Source organism: Desulfuromonas svalbardensis (assembly GCF_055389415.1).
Genome location: NZ_AP042416.1, coordinates 1637343 through 1657322 on the forward strand (window position 1 = coordinate 1637343; position 19980 = coordinate 1657322).

General features: G+C 45.1%; 15 protein-coding genes. 6 read left to right on the forward strand and 9 right to left on the reverse strand.

Going from position 1 to position 19980, the window contains the following annotated elements:
• Positions 1-128 precede the first annotated feature (128 nt).
• The 7 genes from ACZ5KY_RS07410 to amrA form a co-directional block, all read right to left on the reverse strand.
• Positions 129-2852: a sensor domain-containing protein gene (locus ACZ5KY_RS07410; protein WP_464243255.1), complete on the reverse strand. Its 2724-nt coding sequence runs from the start codon at positions 2850-2852 to the stop codon at positions 129-131.
• Between the two features lie 73 nt (positions 2853-2925).
• Entirely contained in the window at positions 2926-4839 is a 1914-nt protein-coding gene (locus tag ACZ5KY_RS07415) for a GAF domain-containing protein (RefSeq protein ID WP_464243256.1), read from the reverse strand.
• A 286-nt stretch (positions 4840-5125) separates the two neighbouring features.
• Entirely contained in the window at positions 5126-5812 is a 687-nt protein-coding gene (locus ACZ5KY_RS07420) for a hypothetical protein (protein ID WP_464243257.1), read from the reverse strand.
• Between the two features lie 81 nt (positions 5813-5893).
• Positions 5894-7138: an OmpP1/FadL family transporter gene (locus ACZ5KY_RS07425; protein WP_464243258.1), complete on the reverse strand. Its 1245-nt coding sequence runs from the start codon at positions 7136-7138 to the stop codon at positions 5894-5896.
• Between the two features lie 88 nt (positions 7139-7226).
• Entirely contained in the window at positions 7227-8537 is a 1311-nt protein-coding gene (locus ACZ5KY_RS07430; protein ID WP_464243259.1) for a hypothetical protein, read from the reverse strand.
• 488 nt (positions 8538-9025) lie between these two features.
• Entirely contained in the window at positions 9026-9616 is a 591-nt protein-coding gene (locus ACZ5KY_RS07435) for a TetR/AcrR family transcriptional regulator (protein WP_464243260.1), read from the reverse strand.
• Between the two features lie 121 nt (positions 9617-9737).
• Positions 9738-10301: an AmmeMemoRadiSam system protein A gene (amrA, locus tag ACZ5KY_RS07440; protein WP_464243261.1), complete on the reverse strand. Its 564-nt coding sequence runs from the start codon at positions 10299-10301 to the stop codon at positions 9738-9740.
• A 253-nt stretch (positions 10302-10554) separates the two neighbouring features.
• On the opposite strand from amrA, the gene dbpA reads away from it, so the two are divergent.
• On the forward strand, positions 10555-11946 hold the full coding sequence (gene dbpA, locus ACZ5KY_RS07445; RefSeq protein WP_464243262.1) for an ATP-dependent RNA helicase DbpA: 1392 nt from the start codon (positions 10555-10557) through the stop codon (positions 11944-11946).
• A 24-nt stretch (positions 11947-11970) separates the two neighbouring features.
• Here the strand turns inward: dbpA and ACZ5KY_RS07450 are convergent, their stop codons facing one another.
• Positions 11971-13308, reverse strand: coding sequence for a peptidoglycan DD-metalloendopeptidase family protein (locus ACZ5KY_RS07450; RefSeq protein ID WP_464243263.1), 1338 nt, complete (start codon positions 13306-13308; stop codon positions 11971-11973).
• Between the two features lie 212 nt (positions 13309-13520).
• On the opposite strand from ACZ5KY_RS07450, the gene ACZ5KY_RS07455 reads away from it, so the two are divergent.
• The 3 genes from ACZ5KY_RS07455 to ACZ5KY_RS07465 all read left to right on the forward strand — a co-directional run bounded on the left by ACZ5KY_RS07455 (position 13521) and on the right by ACZ5KY_RS07465 (position 16807).
• On the forward strand, positions 13521-14660 hold the full coding sequence (locus tag ACZ5KY_RS07455) for a M20/M25/M40 family metallo-hydrolase (RefSeq protein ID WP_464243264.1): 1140 nt from the start codon (positions 13521-13523) through the stop codon (positions 14658-14660).
• Between the two features lie 49 nt (positions 14661-14709).
• Entirely contained in the window at positions 14710-15870 is a 1161-nt protein-coding gene (locus ACZ5KY_RS07460) for an aminotransferase (RefSeq protein ID WP_464243265.1), read from the forward strand.
• A gap of 361 nt (positions 15871-16231) precedes the next feature.
• Positions 16232-16807, forward strand: coding sequence for a lipid-binding SYLF domain-containing protein (locus ACZ5KY_RS07465; protein ID WP_464243266.1), 576 nt, complete (start codon positions 16232-16234; stop codon positions 16805-16807).
• 594 nt (positions 16808-17401) lie between these two features.
• Here ACZ5KY_RS07465 and ACZ5KY_RS07470 read toward each other — a convergent pair.
• Positions 17402-17713, reverse strand: a complete 312-nt coding sequence (locus tag ACZ5KY_RS07470) for a hypothetical protein (protein WP_464243267.1) — start codon at positions 17711-17713, stop codon at positions 17402-17404.
• A gap of 765 nt (positions 17714-18478) precedes the next feature.
• Here ACZ5KY_RS07470 and ACZ5KY_RS07475 point away from each other — a divergent pair.
• Positions 18479-18931 carry a bacteriohemerythrin gene (locus ACZ5KY_RS07475; RefSeq protein WP_464243268.1) on the forward strand — a complete coding sequence of 151 codons (453 nt, stop codon included), beginning with the start codon at positions 18479-18481 and terminating at the stop codon, positions 18929-18931.
• A gap of 157 nt (positions 18932-19088) precedes the next feature.
• On the forward strand, positions 19089-19715 hold the full coding sequence (locus tag ACZ5KY_RS07480; protein WP_464243269.1) for an outer membrane protein: 627 nt from the start codon (positions 19089-19091) through the stop codon (positions 19713-19715).
• Positions 19716-19980: the final 265 nt, after the last annotated feature.

Here is a 19980-nt window from a genome sequence, read left to right on the forward strand (position 1 = left end):
AAGGATCGCAACGATTGCGACCCTCAGACGGTTGACAAAATCCTCGCAACACTGCGGGGATTTTGTGTTTTAATTGACATCGAAAGAATTTTTCTCTGTCCTTAAGCGGCCATACGATAGTTGTTGCATTAATCCACTGCTATTGAGTTATCTAATAGTTGTTGCATCTCAGAGTTCGATTTCGGTCGACCAAGATAGAAACCTTGCCCCTCTTCACATCCTGCTTGGCGAAGAAATTGGAGTTGTTCCTCCGTTTCAATCCCTTCAGCAATGGTTTTAAGTTTCATATTTTGTGCTAGGGCAATGATTGATGTGGTGATGGCGGTATCGTTACCTTGCTGCATGACATCCTTAATGAATGATCGGTCAATTTTTAACTTCTCAATGGGAAAACATTTTAAGTAGCTAAGGGATGAATATCCCGTGCCAAAGTCGTCAATTGAGAGTGATAAACCCAGTTCTTTTAAGTGGTTCATGGTGATTATCGCCGCATCGATATCTTGCATAATTAAACTTTCGGTGATCTCTAGCTCAAGAAACTGTGGTTCCAGTCCTGTTACATTTAACACGTGCTCAATAAGATTGACCAGATTATCTTGAGCGAATTGACGAGCGGAAATATTGACTGCTACTGGAAAACATGGGTAACCTAATTGTTGCCAACGTTTATTTTGCTGGCAGGCCGTGTAGAGGACCCATTCACCAATGTCTATGATTAACCCCGTCTCCTCTGCCAGAGGGATGAAGTCATTTGGGGGCACCATCCCCAGTTGTGGATGATGCCAGCGGATTAGGGCTTCGACACCGATAATTGTGTTTGAATTAAGGTCAAATTGCGGTTGGTAATTTAAAACAAACTCGTCATTTTTTAGTGCATTTCTAAGGTTATTCTCTAATCGCAATAACTCGTGAGCATGGTCATTCATGGCTGTGGTGTAAAATTGGTAGTTACCGCTACCGTTTTCTTTTGCTCGACAAAGAGCTGAGTCAGCGCAATTGAGCAGTGATAACATATCGTTGCCATCGGCGGGATAGAGGCAGATGCCGATACTGGTACAGATGTAGAGGCTCTCTTTGTTGATCCTGATCGAGCTAGCAACGTTCTTTTGAATTTTTTTGATAAGGGAAACAACATTGTTGATGTCACTGTTGCACTCGAGAATAATTCCGAATTCATTACCAGAAAGGTGGGAGACAGATCCTTTGTTTTCAATACACTCAACGAGTCGTTGCGCGACCTCTTTTAATACTTGATCACCAATCTTGCGGCCAAGAGAATTATTTATTTTTTTTAAACGATCTACTTCGAGGTGAAGCAAAGCAACTTGATTATTCCCTGTACTGCCACTGTTTACAATCTGTTGCAGTCGATCTTGAAACAACAGAATATTGGGTAAGCCCGTTATTTGGTTATAGTTAGCGATATAGTTAATGTATTCTTTGTTTTTTTGTAGCGTATCTTTGGTGTGATTTCGGTCAATCTCTGCCGCAACTTTAACCGCGAGAATCTCCATTAGTTCGCGGGTTCGTCGTGGCAAGTTGAGCACGTGGCGAGCCAGAACACACAGTGTACCGAGAACATTGCCATCTTCACCATAAAGGCGGACACCGATGTAGCTTTGTGCGTCGAGTTTCGCGAGTAATTCATCGGCAGGGAAAAGCTCTTGTACCTGTTTAGGGTAATAGGAGTAATCATCTTCAATGACACTGCCGCAAGGGGTTCCATCAAAAGGGAGGATATGGCCTTCCAGTAGCATTCTGTCAGAATGCATCGCGAGAATTTTAATTTTGGTTTTGGCAAAAACTTCAGTAACGATTGCGTATTCAGCATCAAGCCAGTTGCATAACTCCCTGAGCACATTATAAAGGCATAATGTTCCGTCAAGCCCGACGATACTTTTGATGAGGGTATTAATCGTTTCATCGGCGCGCTTATTAGTGCTGATATCGCGAATGGTTCCAACCAGTCCATCAATAGAGCCATCGTTGCAAAAAATTGGGGATTTGGTGAAAACAACGTCACGGCGGGAACCATCGGCGTAATCAATGAGTTCCTCATATTCACGCAAGTCTTTAGTTTGAAAGACGGCAATATCCTCACTATGGCAGTTCTCTGCGCGCGTTGGAGCCAGATCAAAAACAGTCTTTCCAAGTAATTGATTTTTACCTATCCCTAGCTGTTGCTGGAAGGCTTTATTGCAATCAGTATAGTGCCCAGAGTGATCTTTTAAGAAGATTGGTTGTGGTATGGCATCAAGTATTGTTTGGAGGCGATTTTTTTGGCTGTCGAGTGCTATTTTATAGTTTCTGCTTTCAAGCACGGCTGAAACTCGCAGGGCATAGCTCTGTAATAATAATTCAGCGAATACATTGTTACGTAATGGTTCGCGTCCTAGTATAGCGATAGGTCCAAGAATTTCGCCTGTAGAATCAATTAATGGTATTCCAATGTAGCTGTCGATACCTAATTCGACACTAAGTTCATCGAGTGGGAACTTCGATTGTACACCACTGAGGGAACAAAACGGTCCCTCTTTAACCACTTTTTCGCACGGCGTGTTGTTGAGGTCAAATTCAAAGTTCTCACAGATCTTACCATCAGCATACACTGCAATGGTCCTGACTCGTGTCTTGGCTTCATTGCAAAATTTACAAATAAAAATGTAGTCTGCGTCAGATAAAACAGCTAAGTCCTTTAGTGTTGCGAAAAATAGTTCATCACCGCTAACTGAGGAAATACGTTGATGAAACTCACGCAATATTTGACGCATAAGAGGATGATTGTTGTCAGCAAGAGCCTGATGATCGCTGTTGGTGAATAGTGATACTTTTTTGGAATTTTCTACCTGCATGTCTGAAAGCTTTCTGATTCAAACGCTATCGAAATAGCTCCGTTGTTCTGGCATGGGTGTCATTGTCAGTATTTTACTTTAGTCTGAACGGGCTTACTTGCAGGTCTTCATGTTTGACGCTATCGTTTTTATTTTTAACAAGCAACACGGCAAAGAGTTCGGCCAATTGGTCTACCGCTTGAATATCGCGAGCCATGTATCCCGTTTTGTTGTTTGCTAAGGCAACTTGGCCAACAATCTTATTATCTTGCCAAATAGGTACCGCCATGAAATGGCAAAAAGGTTTATCAATTACCCCAGCGAGATGAGCAACGTTGAGATGTTGTAGTTTATTGAACAGAACACCATTTTTGCGGTTATAGGCTGCATGGAGTAGTGAGCCCCGTCCCGTGGGGGCCGATGGAATAAACGATGGACTATCCATCATGTCAAATTCATCGAATAAGGAGGTGTAATCCCACAACCATTGCTTACCACTCGGGTCTAGTTTTGCGATGAAACCATGTTCGCTGCCGGTAAGGTTTCGTGCTTGCATGAGTACTTTCTTTGCCACCTCTGTTTCATCATCGATAAATTTGACCATCGTTTGAGATAGGTTCGATAAGTGCCTATTGATTGAAGCCTGCCACTTTAGCGCGTCTTTATCCCGGTTATGAAGAGTGGTATCAGTAAAGCATTCAATACGTCCCATTTCAATTCCATCACTGTCGATTAGCGGTTCAGAATGCATATTGATTGAGAGACGTGAGCCGTTTTTGTGGAAAATAGTGTGTTTGCGGCCAGTGCTTTGTGTCGTGAAACGATGGCTCACCGTACAGTCTGAATGCTCCGTACCTGTGTCCTGTATAAACCGACAGTAGGGCGTACCAACCATCTCATTGGCGAAATAACCCGTCATCTGCTCGGCGCGTTCGTTCCAGCATGTGATTAACTGGTTTGAATCAATAGTGAAAATGGCACAAGGGACCACGCGTTTTATGAGGTCTATTTCAAGTTCACTGCAGTTCTGCTGTTGTTGGATGAGATCAAAACCACCAAGTAGCACATTGATCTCATGGGTCAGTTTTTCTGCCCCCTTGATGGACTTGAATATGGTTGTTTTACCTTGCTGTCGTACGTGACATAGCTGTTTGGTCAACAGCTTAAAAGGATGTTGGATCATCTTTTTAAGCTGGTCTATCATCAGTAGTATGATTAAGGTTAATGCAACAAGTAGTAGCGCCAATGTTGAGGCCACTTTTTTCTCAAGATCCCAAAAAGGTTGTCGGTCAAGAGTTAACTGAATCAAACCCAGTGGTTGCTGGTTTACATCAATAAGGCGAGCGTGAGTGATGAAGCGTTTATCGGACATCTGTTGTAAGTATACGTGTTGGTTCTCTGATAAATGATTCAGAGCTTTTACGGTATAGGGATACGAACCTTTCGGTGAGAGTGGTAATTGCAAAATGGCAATATCACTTTGAAATAGGCTTGTCCCTTGGTTGATGACATGATTCGTCAACGGCTTACAAAAGATAACAATTGGCCCCGCAGTGCTCGGACCCTGCGACAGAGAATGTGCTGTCACCATCATCAATGACTCTTCGCCTGCAATCAGTCCCGTAATCGAGTGTTGTGAGTTTTTGAGAGCAATATTGATGATTTTTGTACACAGCTTTTCATTGACTGATCGAGATGTTGAGGTTCCGTTGTCGAAACCCTTACCACTTAGGAGTTGCCCTTTATTGGTATAGATTGCCACATCACTTAAACCGTGAAGTCGAAGAAGCTCATCAGGATACGACTGGTCCCAAAATAGCGCTGATTGCGTGCTCAGATCGGCGTAACGTGTGGTGTATGAAGCGTAGTCATCGGCAGTGGTATTGAGGGCATCGAGTTCGCTATCGAGATTTAAACGCAAGCGGTCAATCTGTTGCAAAGCTGTTTGTTGCTCAAGATGTTTAATTTGCGGAATGATATAAAAATGGCAGGCCAAAAAAACGAGCATCGCTGCAACTATCCCCAAACATACTAGCGTCGAAACCCGATAAGTTTTGGATGAATTAAATGCATGCATAGTCGTTTTTCCTTTTGGCTGCCAATGGTGAAAACTGTTTCAGTTTCGCCGAAGCATTGGTGTGCTTGCAGTGGCAAACTTTCGTGTGAAATCTCAATCAATTTTAAGCTAAATGAGGTGTTTGGCTATTGGGAGTTACCCCTATTTTGATATCAATTTCCCCTGCTTTTGTTTCGGGTAATGGTTTTAGACATTTCATGCCGCAGCAGGAGCCAATTTAGATCTGTTGTGGAGCAGCATGAACTAACAACCCTTTGATCTCCTCAACCATCTGTGTGCCATCAATCTTTGCTGACATGAGGTGTGATCCCCAACTCGCTCCACCATACTTAACCGAATTGTAAAATTCGTTAGCAGGTTGATTTGTTTTTAGCGCGAGTAGGCTTGATATTATGGTTTCAGCATCGTTTGAACCCATCTTGCGCAATACATTTAATTGTTTTTCTGCAATGATCTGATTGGAGAGCAGGACATCATCAACAACAAATTGAGAAAGGTTGGTATCGACATCAAGGGTTCCTAGTGTCTGTGTGAAATCGCTACCAAAGCTTTGTGTGTCAATTTTTAAGGTTGTGAGGGCTTCCTGCCATGAGTCGTTACGGTACCTGGCTTTTAATAGCTCGCCAGGGGTGAATGTTGTTCTCTCAGCAACCCAGTGCGCAACCCACAGTCGTTCTGATGTTGTCGATGATTTTTGCTTCGCTAGGACAATTTTTTTCTTTGCAACATTATAAACATTGGCTACCAGTGAATTTTGTGATGTTGCTAATAAGTATGGGTCAGCTGATGTTGGGTTGTTAGGGTCGTAATCTTTCTGGCTATAGCAATGACACGCCATCGACCAACAGAGGGTCGGGACAAGGAATATCGCTGCGCAGAGTATCAGGTGCCATTTTTTTAACATAAGCTATCTCCTTGAAAAATGGCCCAGCCACCTGATGTGGCTGGGCAAACTGTATTGAAGTTAGAACATCTAAGACAGAAGTTAGAACATCCAAGCGATCGAGAAGTCGAGTGCATCTTCGCTGACTTCATACTCGAGCTCAACAGAGTTGCCGCCGAAGGCTGTCGGCAGGGTGCCGGTCGATTTGACTGATTCCTTGAAGGCGTGCATGTAGCCGAAGTTAACTGAAACATCACGGGTGATTTGATAGCCAATACCAACGGTGACATGATGCTCAACTGCGGCAGGGAAACCGATGATTCTCAGGGTTTCAAAACCGTAGGCATTGACTTGTTTTCCTTGAATGCGGACACTATCGTCACCGTTAAAGGTGTGCGAGCTGATTTGACTTTCTGCGTAGTTGTAGCCAATGCGCAGCGCCAGTGCTTCTACGGGTTTAAACTGCACACCAATGGCGACACTTACCTGGTCATCCCAGTCAAGATCTTCATAACCTGCGGCATCAGCCCAGTTAATCCATTTGGTATCGAGTTCAACGAGTATCTTTTCATTGGGCTCGTAAGCAATACCAAAGCCCAATTGTTGTGGTGCTTCTAGCTCGAAATCATCTTGGCTATCATCAAGGTCTAAGTCAAAAACGTTTTTGTGGTCAGCCGAAATTGGGGAAATATATGTGAGGCCAAAATGGAATGAATCGACATGATATAAGGCACCGATCTGTACACCGTAGCCGTAGGCAGCTGAGGACCCCTGACCTAAATCAAGCGTTGAGTTGACGACATGCAGTGCCGCGCCAATAGAAAAGTTGTCGCTTGCCTGATAGGAGAGGGTTGGGGCTACCTTGAGGATCATTAATTGAGTCATGTTGGTGGCAAGTAAGCCGCCGCTTAACTCGCTGTCGCTATGATCAACACCGAGGCCAGTAATACCGTACGCTGCGAGACCAAAACGCAATTTTTCGTTGATCGGCGCAGTAAAACCGAAGGCCGGTACCATGTAGGTTTTTTTGTCAGCCTCGTTTTGGTAGATTCCGGGTGCGGGGAAACCTCCATCGTTTCCGATTGTAACCTTACCATCGATGGTGGGTGAAAACAGGGTAGCGGCAAAGTCAAACTGTGAAGAGGGGCAGCACTTGGTGAAGCACATGGCCGCCGGATTGGCGAAGGTGGCACTGATGGCATCCTGAGGAGCGGCGATGCCGGTGCCACCCATGGCGCGGGAGATTGGGCCGATACCGATCAGGTTATCACCGTTGGTTGCGTGAGCGCTTAGTGGCAGTACCAGCGCGGCGCACATAATTATAGCAGTTTTGAAAAACTTGTTCATCGAACCTCCTCGCCTCTAATTATCTGAGGCGTACATGATAGAAACGATAACGCTCCTCCCGAAGCGAGATTCGGGAGGAGCAGGTGTATTACTTTGTCGCTTCCCGTAGTGCTTGCTCTAATTCATCTTTACTTAAAGCATCAGGAGCTTGGTAGAGTAAATGTTTCTCAAGCTCCACGAAGGTGAGATCATCTTCCTGAAGGAAAATATCCTCATTACCGTGGCAGTTTTCGCACATGACCGATGCACCATCTTTGTGAATTGGTGCAAGTTGGAGGAAGTGGGTTGGGTAGGGCGCCCACGTTGCTTTCGATTCAAGATCCTCTTGGTTTAACGTTACGCCCATGCTTGAAAAGGCATCTGCAGAGGTGTCACCAGTGGTGTGAACCATTGGGTAGATTTTGCCGCCAAATTGACCGAGCTTGAAGATCCACTCTGGCTCAGCAACGCGGTTGTGACAGGATAAGCACGACTCGTATTCTGTACCGTGGCAGGCTTGGCAACTAACCGTCTCGTCATGTATTTCGTGAGCGTAGTTACTGGTTGGTGCATCTTGATGGCAATTGTAGCAACTGGCTTTGATAAGACCTGGAGTCATCATTCCCTGAGCTTCTTCTGGGCCACCCCGACCATGGAACTCTTGGTCGCTGCTATGACAAGAGTTACAATCCATGCCGATAGCAGTATGGAGGTTTTTCTCTTCAGTAAAGAATCCTGCACCTGCTAAGTGGTGGCAAGGGATGCACACTTGTAGATTGTCAGGTTTTCCTTCAAATTTATGGTTCGATTGTAAGCCTCTATTCGCAACAAGAGGGGTGCCGATATGGCAGGTGCCACATGTTGCATGGCATGCCATACAGTCGCCACTCATGATCTGACCAACAACAACCTCTTTATTGTGTGTTGCACCTAAGCGGCCAGTTAGTTTCTGCTTAATTCCTGTCATGTTGAAGTGGATAGATGTTTGGGCGTTGACAACAATCTCTTTATGACAAGAGCCACAAACTTTTTCGCCACCGTCGGCAGTGGGGTCGGTGATTATTCCTTTATGGGCCGTGGTTTTGTCCGTTGCTGTGGGATCGCCAGCATGGCAGAATTCACATGATGCCTTGCCATGAATACGGTCGTTGACAAAGTCTTGATCAACGAAAAGACCTTGAGCGACGGCCTCAGCTAAAACATCGTGACCGTAGCCATCCTTGGTGTCGGTTACAACTGAACGCAGATAGTCGAGCTGGCCGTGGCAGACAAGGCACTCGCTGGTGTTAATTGGGTTGGCATAAGACTTGGTTTGAACGCTTACATGGCTTGTTGCAGAGCTGGCTGTGACAATAGCTGCCGCACTGAGCGCCAGAGTCGTTGCCAGACTGCAAATGAATAGCAATCTTTTCATCTTCATAGTATGTTGCCTCCGTTAGAGTTTCTCTTCCTTTTTAGTCCAGCAGTGAACCGACATTCGCTGCTGGGCTGGAAGAGAGCTGTTTGTTGCAATGTTGAGTGAATATTCACTCAACATTGCAGGTGAAAATATCCATTTCTAGGGTGGTGCCATAAATAGCCCTTGAGTGAGGGTTCATTCATTGACTGCTAGTTATGCTTCCTTGCTTTTATAGTACTGATGGAGTCTGCTCAATTATTATTTACTTCTGAAACGTGTACCTTGGTTGAAATTGTTGAGTGAGGATTCATTCAGCCTCGATTTACATTAACCTTGTTTTGATTTTCGTGCAATACTTTTTTAATCGGAACAGATTAGAGTGTTGGGTTTTAATTATATTTTTGGTCGGATTTGGTTGTAAGCCGGCATAAAAAGGCTTTTGACGTGGATATCGCAAAATAAAACTACCTAAATCGGGCCGCTTTTTAATGTAAGTTCATTTTTTGCACTTATTTGGCTGAAACGGTGCTCCAAGCATGTTGCCAAATTGTATCGAGGTAGGTGGGCAGAGGGTTGGGGACAACACAATCCAGCCGCATGCGAACCATTCGCAGCGGAATGCCGAAGACGCAAGCTGAAGCTACGAGCGTATCCATCTCGACAATCTCACCACTTTTAATGCCATCGGTAAGCATTTGTCGCATCAGAGTTAAGGGCTCTGAAGAGCAAATCGATTTGACCCCGGGGAGAAACTCACTATGTTTTGCATAAAAGATGAAATGCATCGCATCAGGGTTTTTTTCTGTACACTCAAAAAGATATTCGATTGCTGCTCGACACCGGTCATGAGCTGAATCATAATCAGCAAGAATATCTGCCATTGTTTTAGCCATTGTCTTAGATAGATCATCAAATAACGCAACGGCAATAGCTTCTTTGTTGTTAAAGTAGTTATAGACTGAGCCAACACTTATTTGTGCTTCACGACGAATATCGTCAACCGAGGTACTAAAATACCCTTTTGTGCTGAACAGAGTAAGACAAGCTTGTAATATTTTATTACGCAATTCCTGTGACGGAGATTCTATCTTTTTTTTCATAATTTGTTTTATCCAAATGGTGATGCTAGTTGGTGTAATTGCGTGAGTGAGCGCTCACTCACTGCCTGATGACAACAAACTGCCTCAACAGAAGGCCCGTTTGACTCTCTTAACTAAACAGTTAGCAGTTGTGAACTTCGTCGCCAAAAACTTGAGCGCTAAAAATATAAATATCGGCATTCGTCCCTTGCCATGCTGTTGACGCCAATCCTGCTTTGATACATGTTTGATTTAAAAAGGTGGTTCGATCCCAATGGTTCTCAATCGCTACTTGCGGTAATAGAACTCCGCGATTGTGACCACACTCAAGATATATGCCATGGGTGCCAAGGATAATTTCATCAATGTTATCGATCTTAATCAGTGGCGAGAGTACGGAGATTTGTAATGAGATTGAATCGAGGTCCTGTATTTTTAGTGGATAAAAACGGGGATCATTACAGGCTGATGCCATGGCAATTTCAGACACCTCTTTAAATAGAGGTAGTTCCGATTGGAAGTTGCCAATACAGCCTCGTAGTTTACCCTTTTGTTTAATGGTAACGAAACAACCATGTTTAAAGTTCAGGCGCCGCTCCTCGCGAGGGACAACGCATACCTTGTTGTTGCAAACATGACTCACAATTGTTGTGCGAGCAATGTCTAAAAGAATTTCTTCTTCTGCAGCATTGAGTAAATCTTCCACTCAGCCCCCTTGTGCATGGTGATTAACATCATTGGTCGAGCACTTACTTCATACTATCGCTTAAGAATCGCGGGAATACTATCAAAAATCTCTTGTTGAGTCTATACCGCTATCATTGGTAATTTATTTTTTTAACTTATAAAATTAGTTCAGTTTGATGATGACAGCAGTAGGTGAAAGGGGCAGACTGTGGAAGCGTAATTTTCGGCACATACTGCTTATACTTTTTACTTTTTATTTGGGATTATTGATTTTGAATCAAACGAAATTTTCCACCTTAAAGTTAGACCACAATCTACTTAAAAACCTTGAAACCGTTGGTTATGAGGCGATGACACCGATACAGGCACAAAGTTTACCGCCGATCCTTTCTGGGCGTGATGTGATTGCGCAAGGGAAAACAGGTTCAGGTAAAACGGCGGCGTTCGGTCTCGGTTTATTGCATCGTTTAAATGTGAGATGGTTTCGAGTACAAGCGTTGGTTTTATGTCCGACCCGAGAGCTGGCTGATCAGGTTTCGAAGGAGATTCGAAAATTAGCGCGTTCGATCCACAATATAAAAGTCCTCACTCTGTGTGGTGGCATGCCTTTTGGTCCGCAAATTGGTTCACTAGAACATGGGGCTCATATTGTTGTTGGTACTCCTGGCCGGATTGAGGAGCATGTACGCAAGGGGGCATTGGATCTCAGTAACTTGAAAATGTTGGTCTTAGATGAAGCGGATCGTATGCTGGAGATGGGCTTTCAGGAAGCTCTTGATAAGATTATGGAGCAGATGCCTGTTGAGCGCCAAACGATGCTGTTTAGTGCGACGTTTCCAGCACAAATTAAGCAGATTTCAGAACGGATCATGACTGACCCTGCGATGGTGAAAGTGGAATCGACGCATGACAATAGTACGATTCAGCAACATTATTATCAGATTGAGGAGGGCAGTGAACAGCGTCGTTTAGCGTTGCGTTTATTGCTGCTGCATTATTTACCCAAATCGACCGTTGTTTTTTGTAACACCAAGCGCGAAACTCAAGAGGTCGCGGATGAGTTATGCGCTCAAGGGTTTAGCGCATTAGCGATCCACGGTGATCTAGAGCAACGAGATCGTGATCAGGCATTAATCCGTTTTTCTAACAAAAGTGTTTCCATTCTTGTTGCAACGGATGTTGCCGCGCGAGGGCTGGATATTGATGATCTAGATGCGGTAATTAATTATCAACTTGCCCGTGAAACAGAAGTGCATCTGCACAGAATTGGTCGTACTGGTCGTGCGGGCAGTACGGGGATTGCCTGCTCCCTCTTTAGCGATAGAGAGACCTTTAAAATAGATTTATTGGCGAAACTGATGGATCGGGAGATTGAGGCTGAACCATTGCCTGCTGAGTCTGTTTTTGATGCGGAAATGATTCAACCAGAGATGGCAACCATACAAATTGATGGTGGTAAGAGGCAAAAAGTACGACCTGGAGATATCCTCGGTGCCTTAACTGGCGAACAGGGAATATCGGGGTCCCAAGTAGGGAACATAAACGTTTTTGCTAATTGGGCGTATGTCGCTGTTCATCGCGATGTGGCGAATGTCGCACTGAAAAAAATAACCAACGGTAAAATGAAAGGCCGTACCTTCCGTGTGCGTCGAATACGAGGCTAGCAGCCTGTCGGACTTGACGGACTGCTAATTAAGTGTGTCCGTGGGGGGCGCCTCAGTTGCGCTAGTCTTTTCAACTAGTTGCTGCTGAATGCTACTAAGTTGCTGTTGCCTCTGAGATACAACAGCAGCAAAAGCCTCTTTTCTAGCACTTGAAATTGGTTTCGCTGGACTCGATTTCATCTTCAACGGATTGATCGCCTGGCCGTTTTTAAAGACTCTAAAGTCGAGGTGCGGCCCTGTGGACAGACCTGTGGTACCAACATAGGCAATCACCTCGCCCTGACGAACGCGCCGCCCTTTTTTCATGCCTCGGGCAAACTTATTCAGGTGGATATAGGTGGTTTCATACGAATTCGGATGCCGAATACGAATTTTATTACCGTTCGAGCGATCATAGCTTTTTTGAGTGATCGTACCGTCGGCAACAGCCATAACGGGTGTGCCAATTGGTGCGGCATAGTCAATGGCAAGGTGGGGCTTCCATTTGTTTTGTACTGGGTGAAAGCGTCGTTTCGTATAGCCCGATGAAATTCGTGTATAGGACAGCGGCGCTTTTAAAAATGCTTTGCGCAAACTTTTCCCCTGCTCATCGTAGTAACCAAAGTCAGTATCGCCATCATTAAAACGGAAGGCGTCGTAGGTTAGATTCCGGTTGCTAAATTGCGCGGCAAGCAGGTCGCCGTAGCCAGCAAGATTGCCATCGCGATAGCGTTTTTCGACTAATGCGGTAAAATAATCTCCTTGACGAATATCACGAATGAAATCGATATCCCATGCGAAAATGGTCATGATTCGTACCGCGAGTTCTGAAGTTTCACCGAGTTGGCCAACGGTGCTAAACAGGCTTGAGTTGATGCGGCCACCAATGGCCTCTACTTTAATGGTGTAAGGGATGGCTTGTCGGCGGACAAAAAAATCGCCCTGCTGTTGCTCAATGACTAATTGATCTTCTTTGTTGATATCGTAATAGAAACTGACAAAGTTTTCGTTCTCAATTTCAATTTGATAGGGATGACCCGCACAGAGGTTCGATAATGGGAAAACTGGCTGGCTTTTACGCGAAATCACTAAAATCTCGGCGGGTGAAAAGTAATGGCCTAAAATTGCCGTAATGGTATCACCTGGTTGGACTGATTGGCAGATGGTTTCACGTTGAATTTGAATGACTGCTTCAGTTGGTGGCTCGGTAAAGGCAATAGGGGCAAGTTGGTCAGATTTCGCCGACGAAGTTTCTGGATTGTCGTTGCGAACAAAGAGAAAAAGAACCAGTGCAACACTTGCCAGAATAAGGAATAACGTCGTATTCTGCTTACGGCGACGATTTCTAGCCATCGGTGAGCGACGACGAGCATTGTATGACATAGGGTACGGTATCCATTCTTGATGAAAATCTAACCGAATATTAATCGCGACACCATATCAGTTTTGTTGCTCTTTTGTCCAGCAGGGTGTCGGAGTTACCCTGATCCTACTGCGAAATCGTCTTGATACCGAGACCAAGCTGGGTCTGAATATCTGTTGTTTGCAGTTATACTTTTTTAAAATATTACTTTGCCGTTCAAAAGGACACCTATATGAAGATAAATGTACAACGCTTGTGTGATGAATTTTCCACCCTTGCGGCAATCTCCAGCCCCTCTTTTCATGAAGGTGAAATTGCCACGTATTTGCATCAACGTTTCTGTGCTCTCGGTGCACAGATTGAGATTGATAATGCTGGACATGCAATTAACGGTGAATCGGGAAACTTAATTGCCCGCTTTGTCGGTACTGATCCCACACGTGAACCGTTGTTGCTCTCTGCCCATATGGATACGGTTTCACCGGCAAAGGGAGTTGAGCCTATTTTGCACGATGGTGTCTTTCGCAGCGCAGGGGCAACAATTTTAGGCGCTGATGATAAATCAGGGATCGCCCAAATCATCGAAGCCATCGAGGTTTTACAAGAAAACAATATCCCTTATCCACCGTTAGAGGTGGTGATTACCGTGTGTGAGGAGGTCGGTCTACTTGGTGCCAAGCAGCTCGATTACTCTCAACTCAAAGCCAAGCGTGGTCTGGTGCTAGATACTTCTGGCGTTGGCATGGTTGCGCGCAAAGCACCATGCGCCAATAAATTGCGTTTTGTTGTCGAAGGGGTTGAGGCGCATGCTGGTATTGACCCCGAGCACGGCCTTTCAGCGATACAGGTTGCCTCTTTAGCGATTAGTACGATGAAGTTGGGTCGTGTTGATGGTGAAACGACCGCAAATATAGGTTTGATAACGGGTGGTCAGGCGACAAATATTATCCCCAAAAATGTTCAAATGATGGGCGAGGCACGCAGTTTTGACGTCGACAAATTACAGCGCCAAACCGAGCATATGTCGCAGTGTTTTTATGATGCTGCAGAGCAGAGCGCAGTGACCATTCGCGGCGAACTCTGTCAGGCGAAGATTCATATTGATGTGATCGATGATTATCCCGCTATGAATGTTGCTCCTGAAGCGGTGGTATTGCAGCACTTACGTCAAGCTGCGGCAGATGTTGCCCAAACATTGGAGGTCGGTGTTTCGGGTGGCGGCAGCGATGCTAATCTGTTTAATCAGCATGGCATTGAAACGGCAAACTTGGCCACCGGGATGCAGCAGGTTCATTCTGTCGATGAATATATTCTCGTTGATGATCTTGTTAGTGTCTGTCGTCTTTTAACTGAATTTATTCGGATCTCTTAACGCCTTGTTTTCAGGCTGCTTTTGATCGTGGTGCCGAGGTAATATATAAATGAGAATTTCTCCCCGGTTACAACAGGTAACCTTTCCACCCATTACTGAGGTGAAAAGTTGGATTGCCGACCGTACGTTTAATGCTGAAAAGCCGTTGGTTGATTTGTGCCAAGCGATTCCAGATTATGCTCCGCCGGAATCGTTGGTGGCTCATTTACGTCATCAGCTGGCTCAGCCACAGCTGTCTGTCTATTCAGCCGATGAAGGGTTGCCGGAGATTCGCCAGACGGTGAGCGAGTGGTACACACGTCGTTATCAATCTGGGCCGTCAGCCGATCAGATCTGCATGACCATTGGTGCCAGTCAGGCTTTTTGGTTGGCGATATTGTCGGTGTGTGAATCTGGAGATGAAGTGATTGTTCCACTGCCGGCTTATTTTGATCACCCCATGGGGCTTGGGGCCCTCGGCGTTGTACCGAAATTTATCCCCTTCGATGCTGAGCAGCCCTTGCCTGATCTTGATGTGATTGCGGCAGCCATTGGCCCACGTACCCGTGCCATTCTTATGGTCACTCCCAGTAATCCGACTGGAACAGTATTGCCTCCAGAACGGATTGAGACTTTGTATGATTTAGCAAAGCAAAATAATATCGCTTTGATATTAGACGAAACATACAACGCTTTTTTGCCGCCAAACCAGGTGCCACATCACCTTTTTTCTAAGGAGGATTGGGGTGAAACATTTATCCATATTGCCTCATTTGGTAAAACTTTTGCTCTCACTGGCTATCGGGCTGGGGCTCTGGTGGCAGGCAAAGAGTTGATTCACCATGCCCTAAAAGTTCAGGATAGCATGGTGGTGTGTCAGCCCCGCATCACTCAGCACGCCATTGCCTATGGTTGCGAAGAGCTGAGCGATTGGGTCGATCAAAACAGCGCCATGATGCAACAGCGTCATGATCTTTTTTGCCAGCTTTTCGGTGTGAAGAGTAACCGTTTTACCCTGTGTCGCAGCGGTGCTTTTTTTGCATGGGTTAAACATCCGTGGTCATCATTGACGGGGCGGCAAGCAGCGCGAAAACTGGCAGATGAGGCGAATCTTATTTGCCTGCCGGGGGAAGTGTTTGGCCCGGGGCTAGAAGGTTACTTAAGGCTTGCTTTTGGTAATGTCAGTCAACACGAAATTCCGCAAGCTGTTGAACGGTTTTTAGCCTATTGATTAACGCTTAAAAACCATTCCTAGACACTTTTGTGATACAGGGGGACGGTTCTGGTCGGTGCCGCAGTGCTTGTCTTGTTATGGTCGTACTTGCTTTAACAAGGACCTTGCTCCTTGTTGGCCATTCTGTCGTCGATTCGCTTCCATTTATCCCCCCCCCTTGGTTGCCGTAACCCTTTAAAATAAACAATTTCGGTAGAGTCTTCATCATAGGACATCTCCTATGATTTGATTGGGAAACAGCAATAACGCGTCTTAGCTTTGACTCAAGCATTTCTTTGATAGACTGTAAACGATGCAACACTTGATTAGTTAAGGGGAAGCGGTCATTGCTGACAGAAAATAGAGATGGGAGGGCACGATGAAGAGTTATCGTATTTTAGGGGGCGTTGCTGCGTTGCTGTTGACACTGGTCATCGCCGCTCCGGCACAGGCAGACAGTTTCAGTCGAACGATTGCGGTGTTTAATAAATCAGAAGCAGTTCAACCTTTTTTTCAAAACTCCTACGGTTACGCCATTTTTCCAACCGTTGGTAAGGCTGGTTTTTTCATCGGTGGCGCATACGGCACCGGCCAAGTGTACCGTGGTGGCATGGTCACCGGAAAAACCTCGCTCATCAAAGCCTCGATTGGCTTTCAACTTGGTGGTCAGGCGTTTAGTGAAATTATCTTTTTACAGGATCAGCGCGCCTATAACGAATTCATCAGTGGTAACTTTGAATTCGATGCAGCGGCGTCTGTCGTTGCTATCACAGCAGGTGTGCAAGCCAGAGCCGGCACCGTAGGTGTTTCAGCTAGCGCAACAGCTGGGCCTGAAACCGGTGCTCAGGCTATCATTGGCTATCAAAAAGGGATGGCTGTATTCATTCACGCCAAAGGTGGCTTGATGTACGAAGCGGCAATAGGTGGGCAAAAATTTAGCTTTCGGGCTTTCTAGCCGCGCTATTGCTAGAGAACAAAGATCAGGTCGGGCGTTGTCATGCCACGTTTTGATTGAAAAGTGGTCATCGACCACTGGAGCATAACGATACGGTTGGGATTCTTACGTCGGCTGCGAGACGAAAATTGCGAACTTGATCTTGGTTTGTGTGGTTGTGGAATGTGATCAACATTGTGAGGCTGATAATAACAACCCTTGGCTAAAGTAATTCGGGGTTGCGCCCCCGACCGTCGCCCTACGGGTTCCCTCACTTCAATCGCTTACATTAGGTCGCTGTCAGGCTTACAAAAACCTACTACGAAGTCGTTTGTTTGGCTCATATTCATTCAAATCTGCGACGAATAGGCGAACTATTCGCTCTCAAATTTTCATAAATCTGATCTCAAACAGCCAACTTCTCGCTACGGTTCTTCAAGCCTAACACCCACCTGAACCGCTACAACTCACTACGTTCAAACAGTTAGTGGGCAATCATTCTCGTTGACGCTCATTGCCTTCGGCTGCGGCAAATGGGGGAGCGTGGTGCTAAATAACTAAACCTTAAAACCATTGTTGCTGTTGTCTCGGTAGGTCGGCCACTGGCCGACGCTTTTAGTTTTCCTCAATATGTTCTTTAGCCGTTTGCACCGCAAGTTCCCTGTCCTTGGTAAACAGTCGCCATTGCATGAGTGCCGAATGGATACCCGCTTTTTTATCCTGCCCGCGACAGTAATACCAATGACCATAGCGCTCAACCGTTGAAAACGGATGATTCTTGTCACACAAAATTCCGCACGGATCATACTCCTCAAAATAAACAATCTCGTTAGGGTCTTCATCGTAGGTCATCTGTGAGGGTAGTTCGAGCTGCGAAAAATCGGCGTTATCGATAAGCTTTTGATCTAACCACGCTGAAATGTTCATAACGTTCCCTTTTTTGTATTGGTGTGCGTTGTTGAGTTTTTTCTTAGAATAACCATTTTTACCATGAAAAGGTACTTTAGCACCTGAAAATAGGGGGGGGGCCGTTTTTCGTCCGGCAAAACAATTGATATCCTTTAGGCTTCAGCGTCGGCTGCGAGACGAAACTCGCGAACTTGATCTTGGTTTGTGTGGTTGTGGTTGTGATCAACTTAGGAATGGTGAAAATAACATTCTTTGGCTGAAGTAATTCGGGGTTGAGCCCCCGACTGTCGCCCTCCTTTTAGCGTCATCCAAAAATAGGCAAAACATGACCCGCAATTGCCTTGCCCTGCGGGTTCCCTCCCTCCAATCACTTACATTAGGTAGCTGTCAGGCTTACAAAAAACTACGACGAAGTCGTCTGTTTGGCTCATATTCATTCAAATCTTCGACGAATAGGCGAACTATTCGCTCTCAAATTTTCATAAATCTGATCTCAAACAGCCAATTTCTCGCTACGGTTCTTTAAGCCTAACACCCACCTGAGCGTGCCAAATAACTCTCTACGTTCAAACCGTTCTGTCACAAGCGGCTCTGATGACGCTCATTTCGTTCGGATTTATTTTGTTCTGGTTAGCATATTTCGCCCCCTGAGGGCCGATGGTCGTCCATGTATTGCGAGAAAATTGCGTGTTGACTGTGGGAAAACAGTTGTTTACTCAGTTGATATTATAGGGAATAATGACCTGCGATAACTATTGTCCATTTGTTTTTGGAGATATGTAAATGAGTTCTTTTGAATGGAATGAAAAATTTGAAACAGGTTTGATCGAAGTCGATAAGCAACATCGTCACCTAATAAATGTAACAAACGATTTTTCTAAGTTGGTGGCGAGCAATGACGTGTCTTTGCAGGCACTAACAGAGGTGTTTAACGAACTTGCATCATACACTCAGTATCACTTTGCAGAAGAAGAAAAGTTGATGGCAGAAGTCGCCATTGATGAGCGTCATACTGGAGAACATATGCAGCAGCACAATGATTTCTTGCGAGCCGTTCTCGATCTTCATCAAAATATGGTGTTTGGCCGTGAGAATGCCAAGGTGGAGTTGCTTGATTTTTTAAAGAGTTGGATTGTTCATCATATTCTTGATCGTGATATGTGTCTTTCCCGACAGATCAAGGCTGTTAAAAGTGGAATCCCTGCTGCGGAGGCATTTGCAGTGGAGGGAAAGTAAAGCGCTGTGCTCGATGACGATCATTGCGTTTTGCGGCGGTAATTGGGTGAGGTACGTTTTATCGAAGCCTCAAGTCCGCCAGTCTGCTAGTACCTTTCATTGACATATCCCTACTAATGTCTTTTTTGTTTAATGGTAAATCTTCTGGAGGTTTAAGATGGGGTCTAATGTGAAAATAGCGCTTGCTTGTCTGATCATTGTAATATTTCAAAGTGTCGCTATTGCGTCCAGCGGGCCTTATATAAGGGGCAGCATTGGTGCTTCTTTTGTCGAAGATATTTCAGGAAGTTCGCCATACAATAGCAGTTTTAATAACAAATTTGATCCGGGGCAGGTTTATGGTGGCGCTGCGGGATACAGGTGGGACAACCTAAGGCTTGAAGGTGAGTTTGTCTTTCAGGAAAATGATTACGATAAAGTCCAGAACTCTTCAGGCGCTTATGCTGATGCTAAGGGGTCTATATCAAATCAGTCTCTGTTGTTGAATGGTTATTATGATTTTTTAAATGACAGTAAGTTTACTCCGTTTGTTGGCGCAGGACTTGGAGCCAGCAAGGTGGAAATAAATGACTTGCTCGCGACAGGCTGGTCTAAAACCTTGAGTCGCGATGATACTGTGCTTGGCTATCAGTTTAGTGCAGGTGTTGCGGCTGCGTTGAGTGAATCTTACCAGTTAGTCGTTTATTATCGTTACCTTGCCACTGAAAATCCACACTTTGATAGCGACGTTGACTACGAGTTCTCTAGCCATAACATTGTGCTTGGATTGCGTGTCGATTTTTAACGCTATCGTATGATTTTTGATCAATCACTGTGGTGATGGGTAAAGTTAACGAGGTGGACATCAAAAGGGTGGAGTCCTAGTTTTTTGTTGTTTGATTGAACAATGGTCACCGACCACTGGTGTATAACGACACAGTTGAAGTTCTCACGTTGGCTGCGAGACGAAACTCGCGAACTTGATCTTATAATTTGGTTTTAAGGGGTAGTGACCCTAGCTTGCCCAGAGAATGAGATTAATTAACATATTGATTATACGAATGTTTTTG

Excerpts from the sequence above, each read along its gene's own strand:
- ACZ5KY_RS07410 (WP_464243255.1), bottom strand. The coding sequence starts at position 2,852 with ATGCAGGTAGAAAATTCCAAAAAAGTATCACTATTCACCAACAGCGAT.
- ACZ5KY_RS07415 (WP_464243256.1), bottom strand. The coding sequence starts at position 4,839 with ATGCTCGTTTTTTTGGCCTGCCATTTTTATATCATTCCGCAAATTAAA.
- ACZ5KY_RS07420 (WP_464243257.1), bottom strand. The coding sequence starts at position 5,812 with ATGTTAAAAAAATGGCACCTGATACTCTGCGCAGCGATATTCCTTGTC.
- ACZ5KY_RS07425 (WP_464243258.1), bottom strand. The coding sequence starts at position 7,138 with ATGAACAAGTTTTTCAAAACTGCTATAATTATGTGCGCCGCGCTGGTA.
- ACZ5KY_RS07430 (WP_464243259.1), bottom strand. The coding sequence starts at position 8,537 with ATGAAGATGAAAAGATTGCTATTCATTTGCAGTCTGGCAACGACTCTG.
- ACZ5KY_RS07435 (WP_464243260.1), bottom strand. The coding sequence starts at position 9,616 with ATGAAAAAAAAGATAGAATCTCCGTCACAGGAATTGCGTAATAAAATA.
- ACZ5KY_RS07450 (WP_464243263.1), bottom strand. The coding sequence starts at position 13,308 with ATGTCATACAATGCTCGTCGTCGCTCACCGATGGCTAGAAATCGTCGC.
- ACZ5KY_RS07455 (WP_464243264.1), top strand. The coding sequence starts at position 13,521 with ATGAAGATAAATGTACAACGCTTGTGTGATGAATTTTCCACCCTTGCG.
- ACZ5KY_RS07460 (WP_464243265.1), top strand. The coding sequence starts at position 14,710 with ATGAGAATTTCTCCCCGGTTACAACAGGTAACCTTTCCACCCATTACT.
- ACZ5KY_RS07465 (WP_464243266.1), top strand. The coding sequence starts at position 16,232 with ATGAAGAGTTATCGTATTTTAGGGGGCGTTGCTGCGTTGCTGTTGACA.
- ACZ5KY_RS07470 (WP_464243267.1), bottom strand. The coding sequence starts at position 17,713 with ATGAACATTTCAGCGTGGTTAGATCAAAAGCTTATCGATAACGCCGAT.
- ACZ5KY_RS07475 (WP_464243268.1), top strand. The coding sequence starts at position 18,479 with ATGAGTTCTTTTGAATGGAATGAAAAATTTGAAACAGGTTTGATCGAA.
- ACZ5KY_RS07480 (WP_464243269.1), top strand. The coding sequence starts at position 19,089 with ATGGGGTCTAATGTGAAAATAGCGCTTGCTTGTCTGATCATTGTAATA.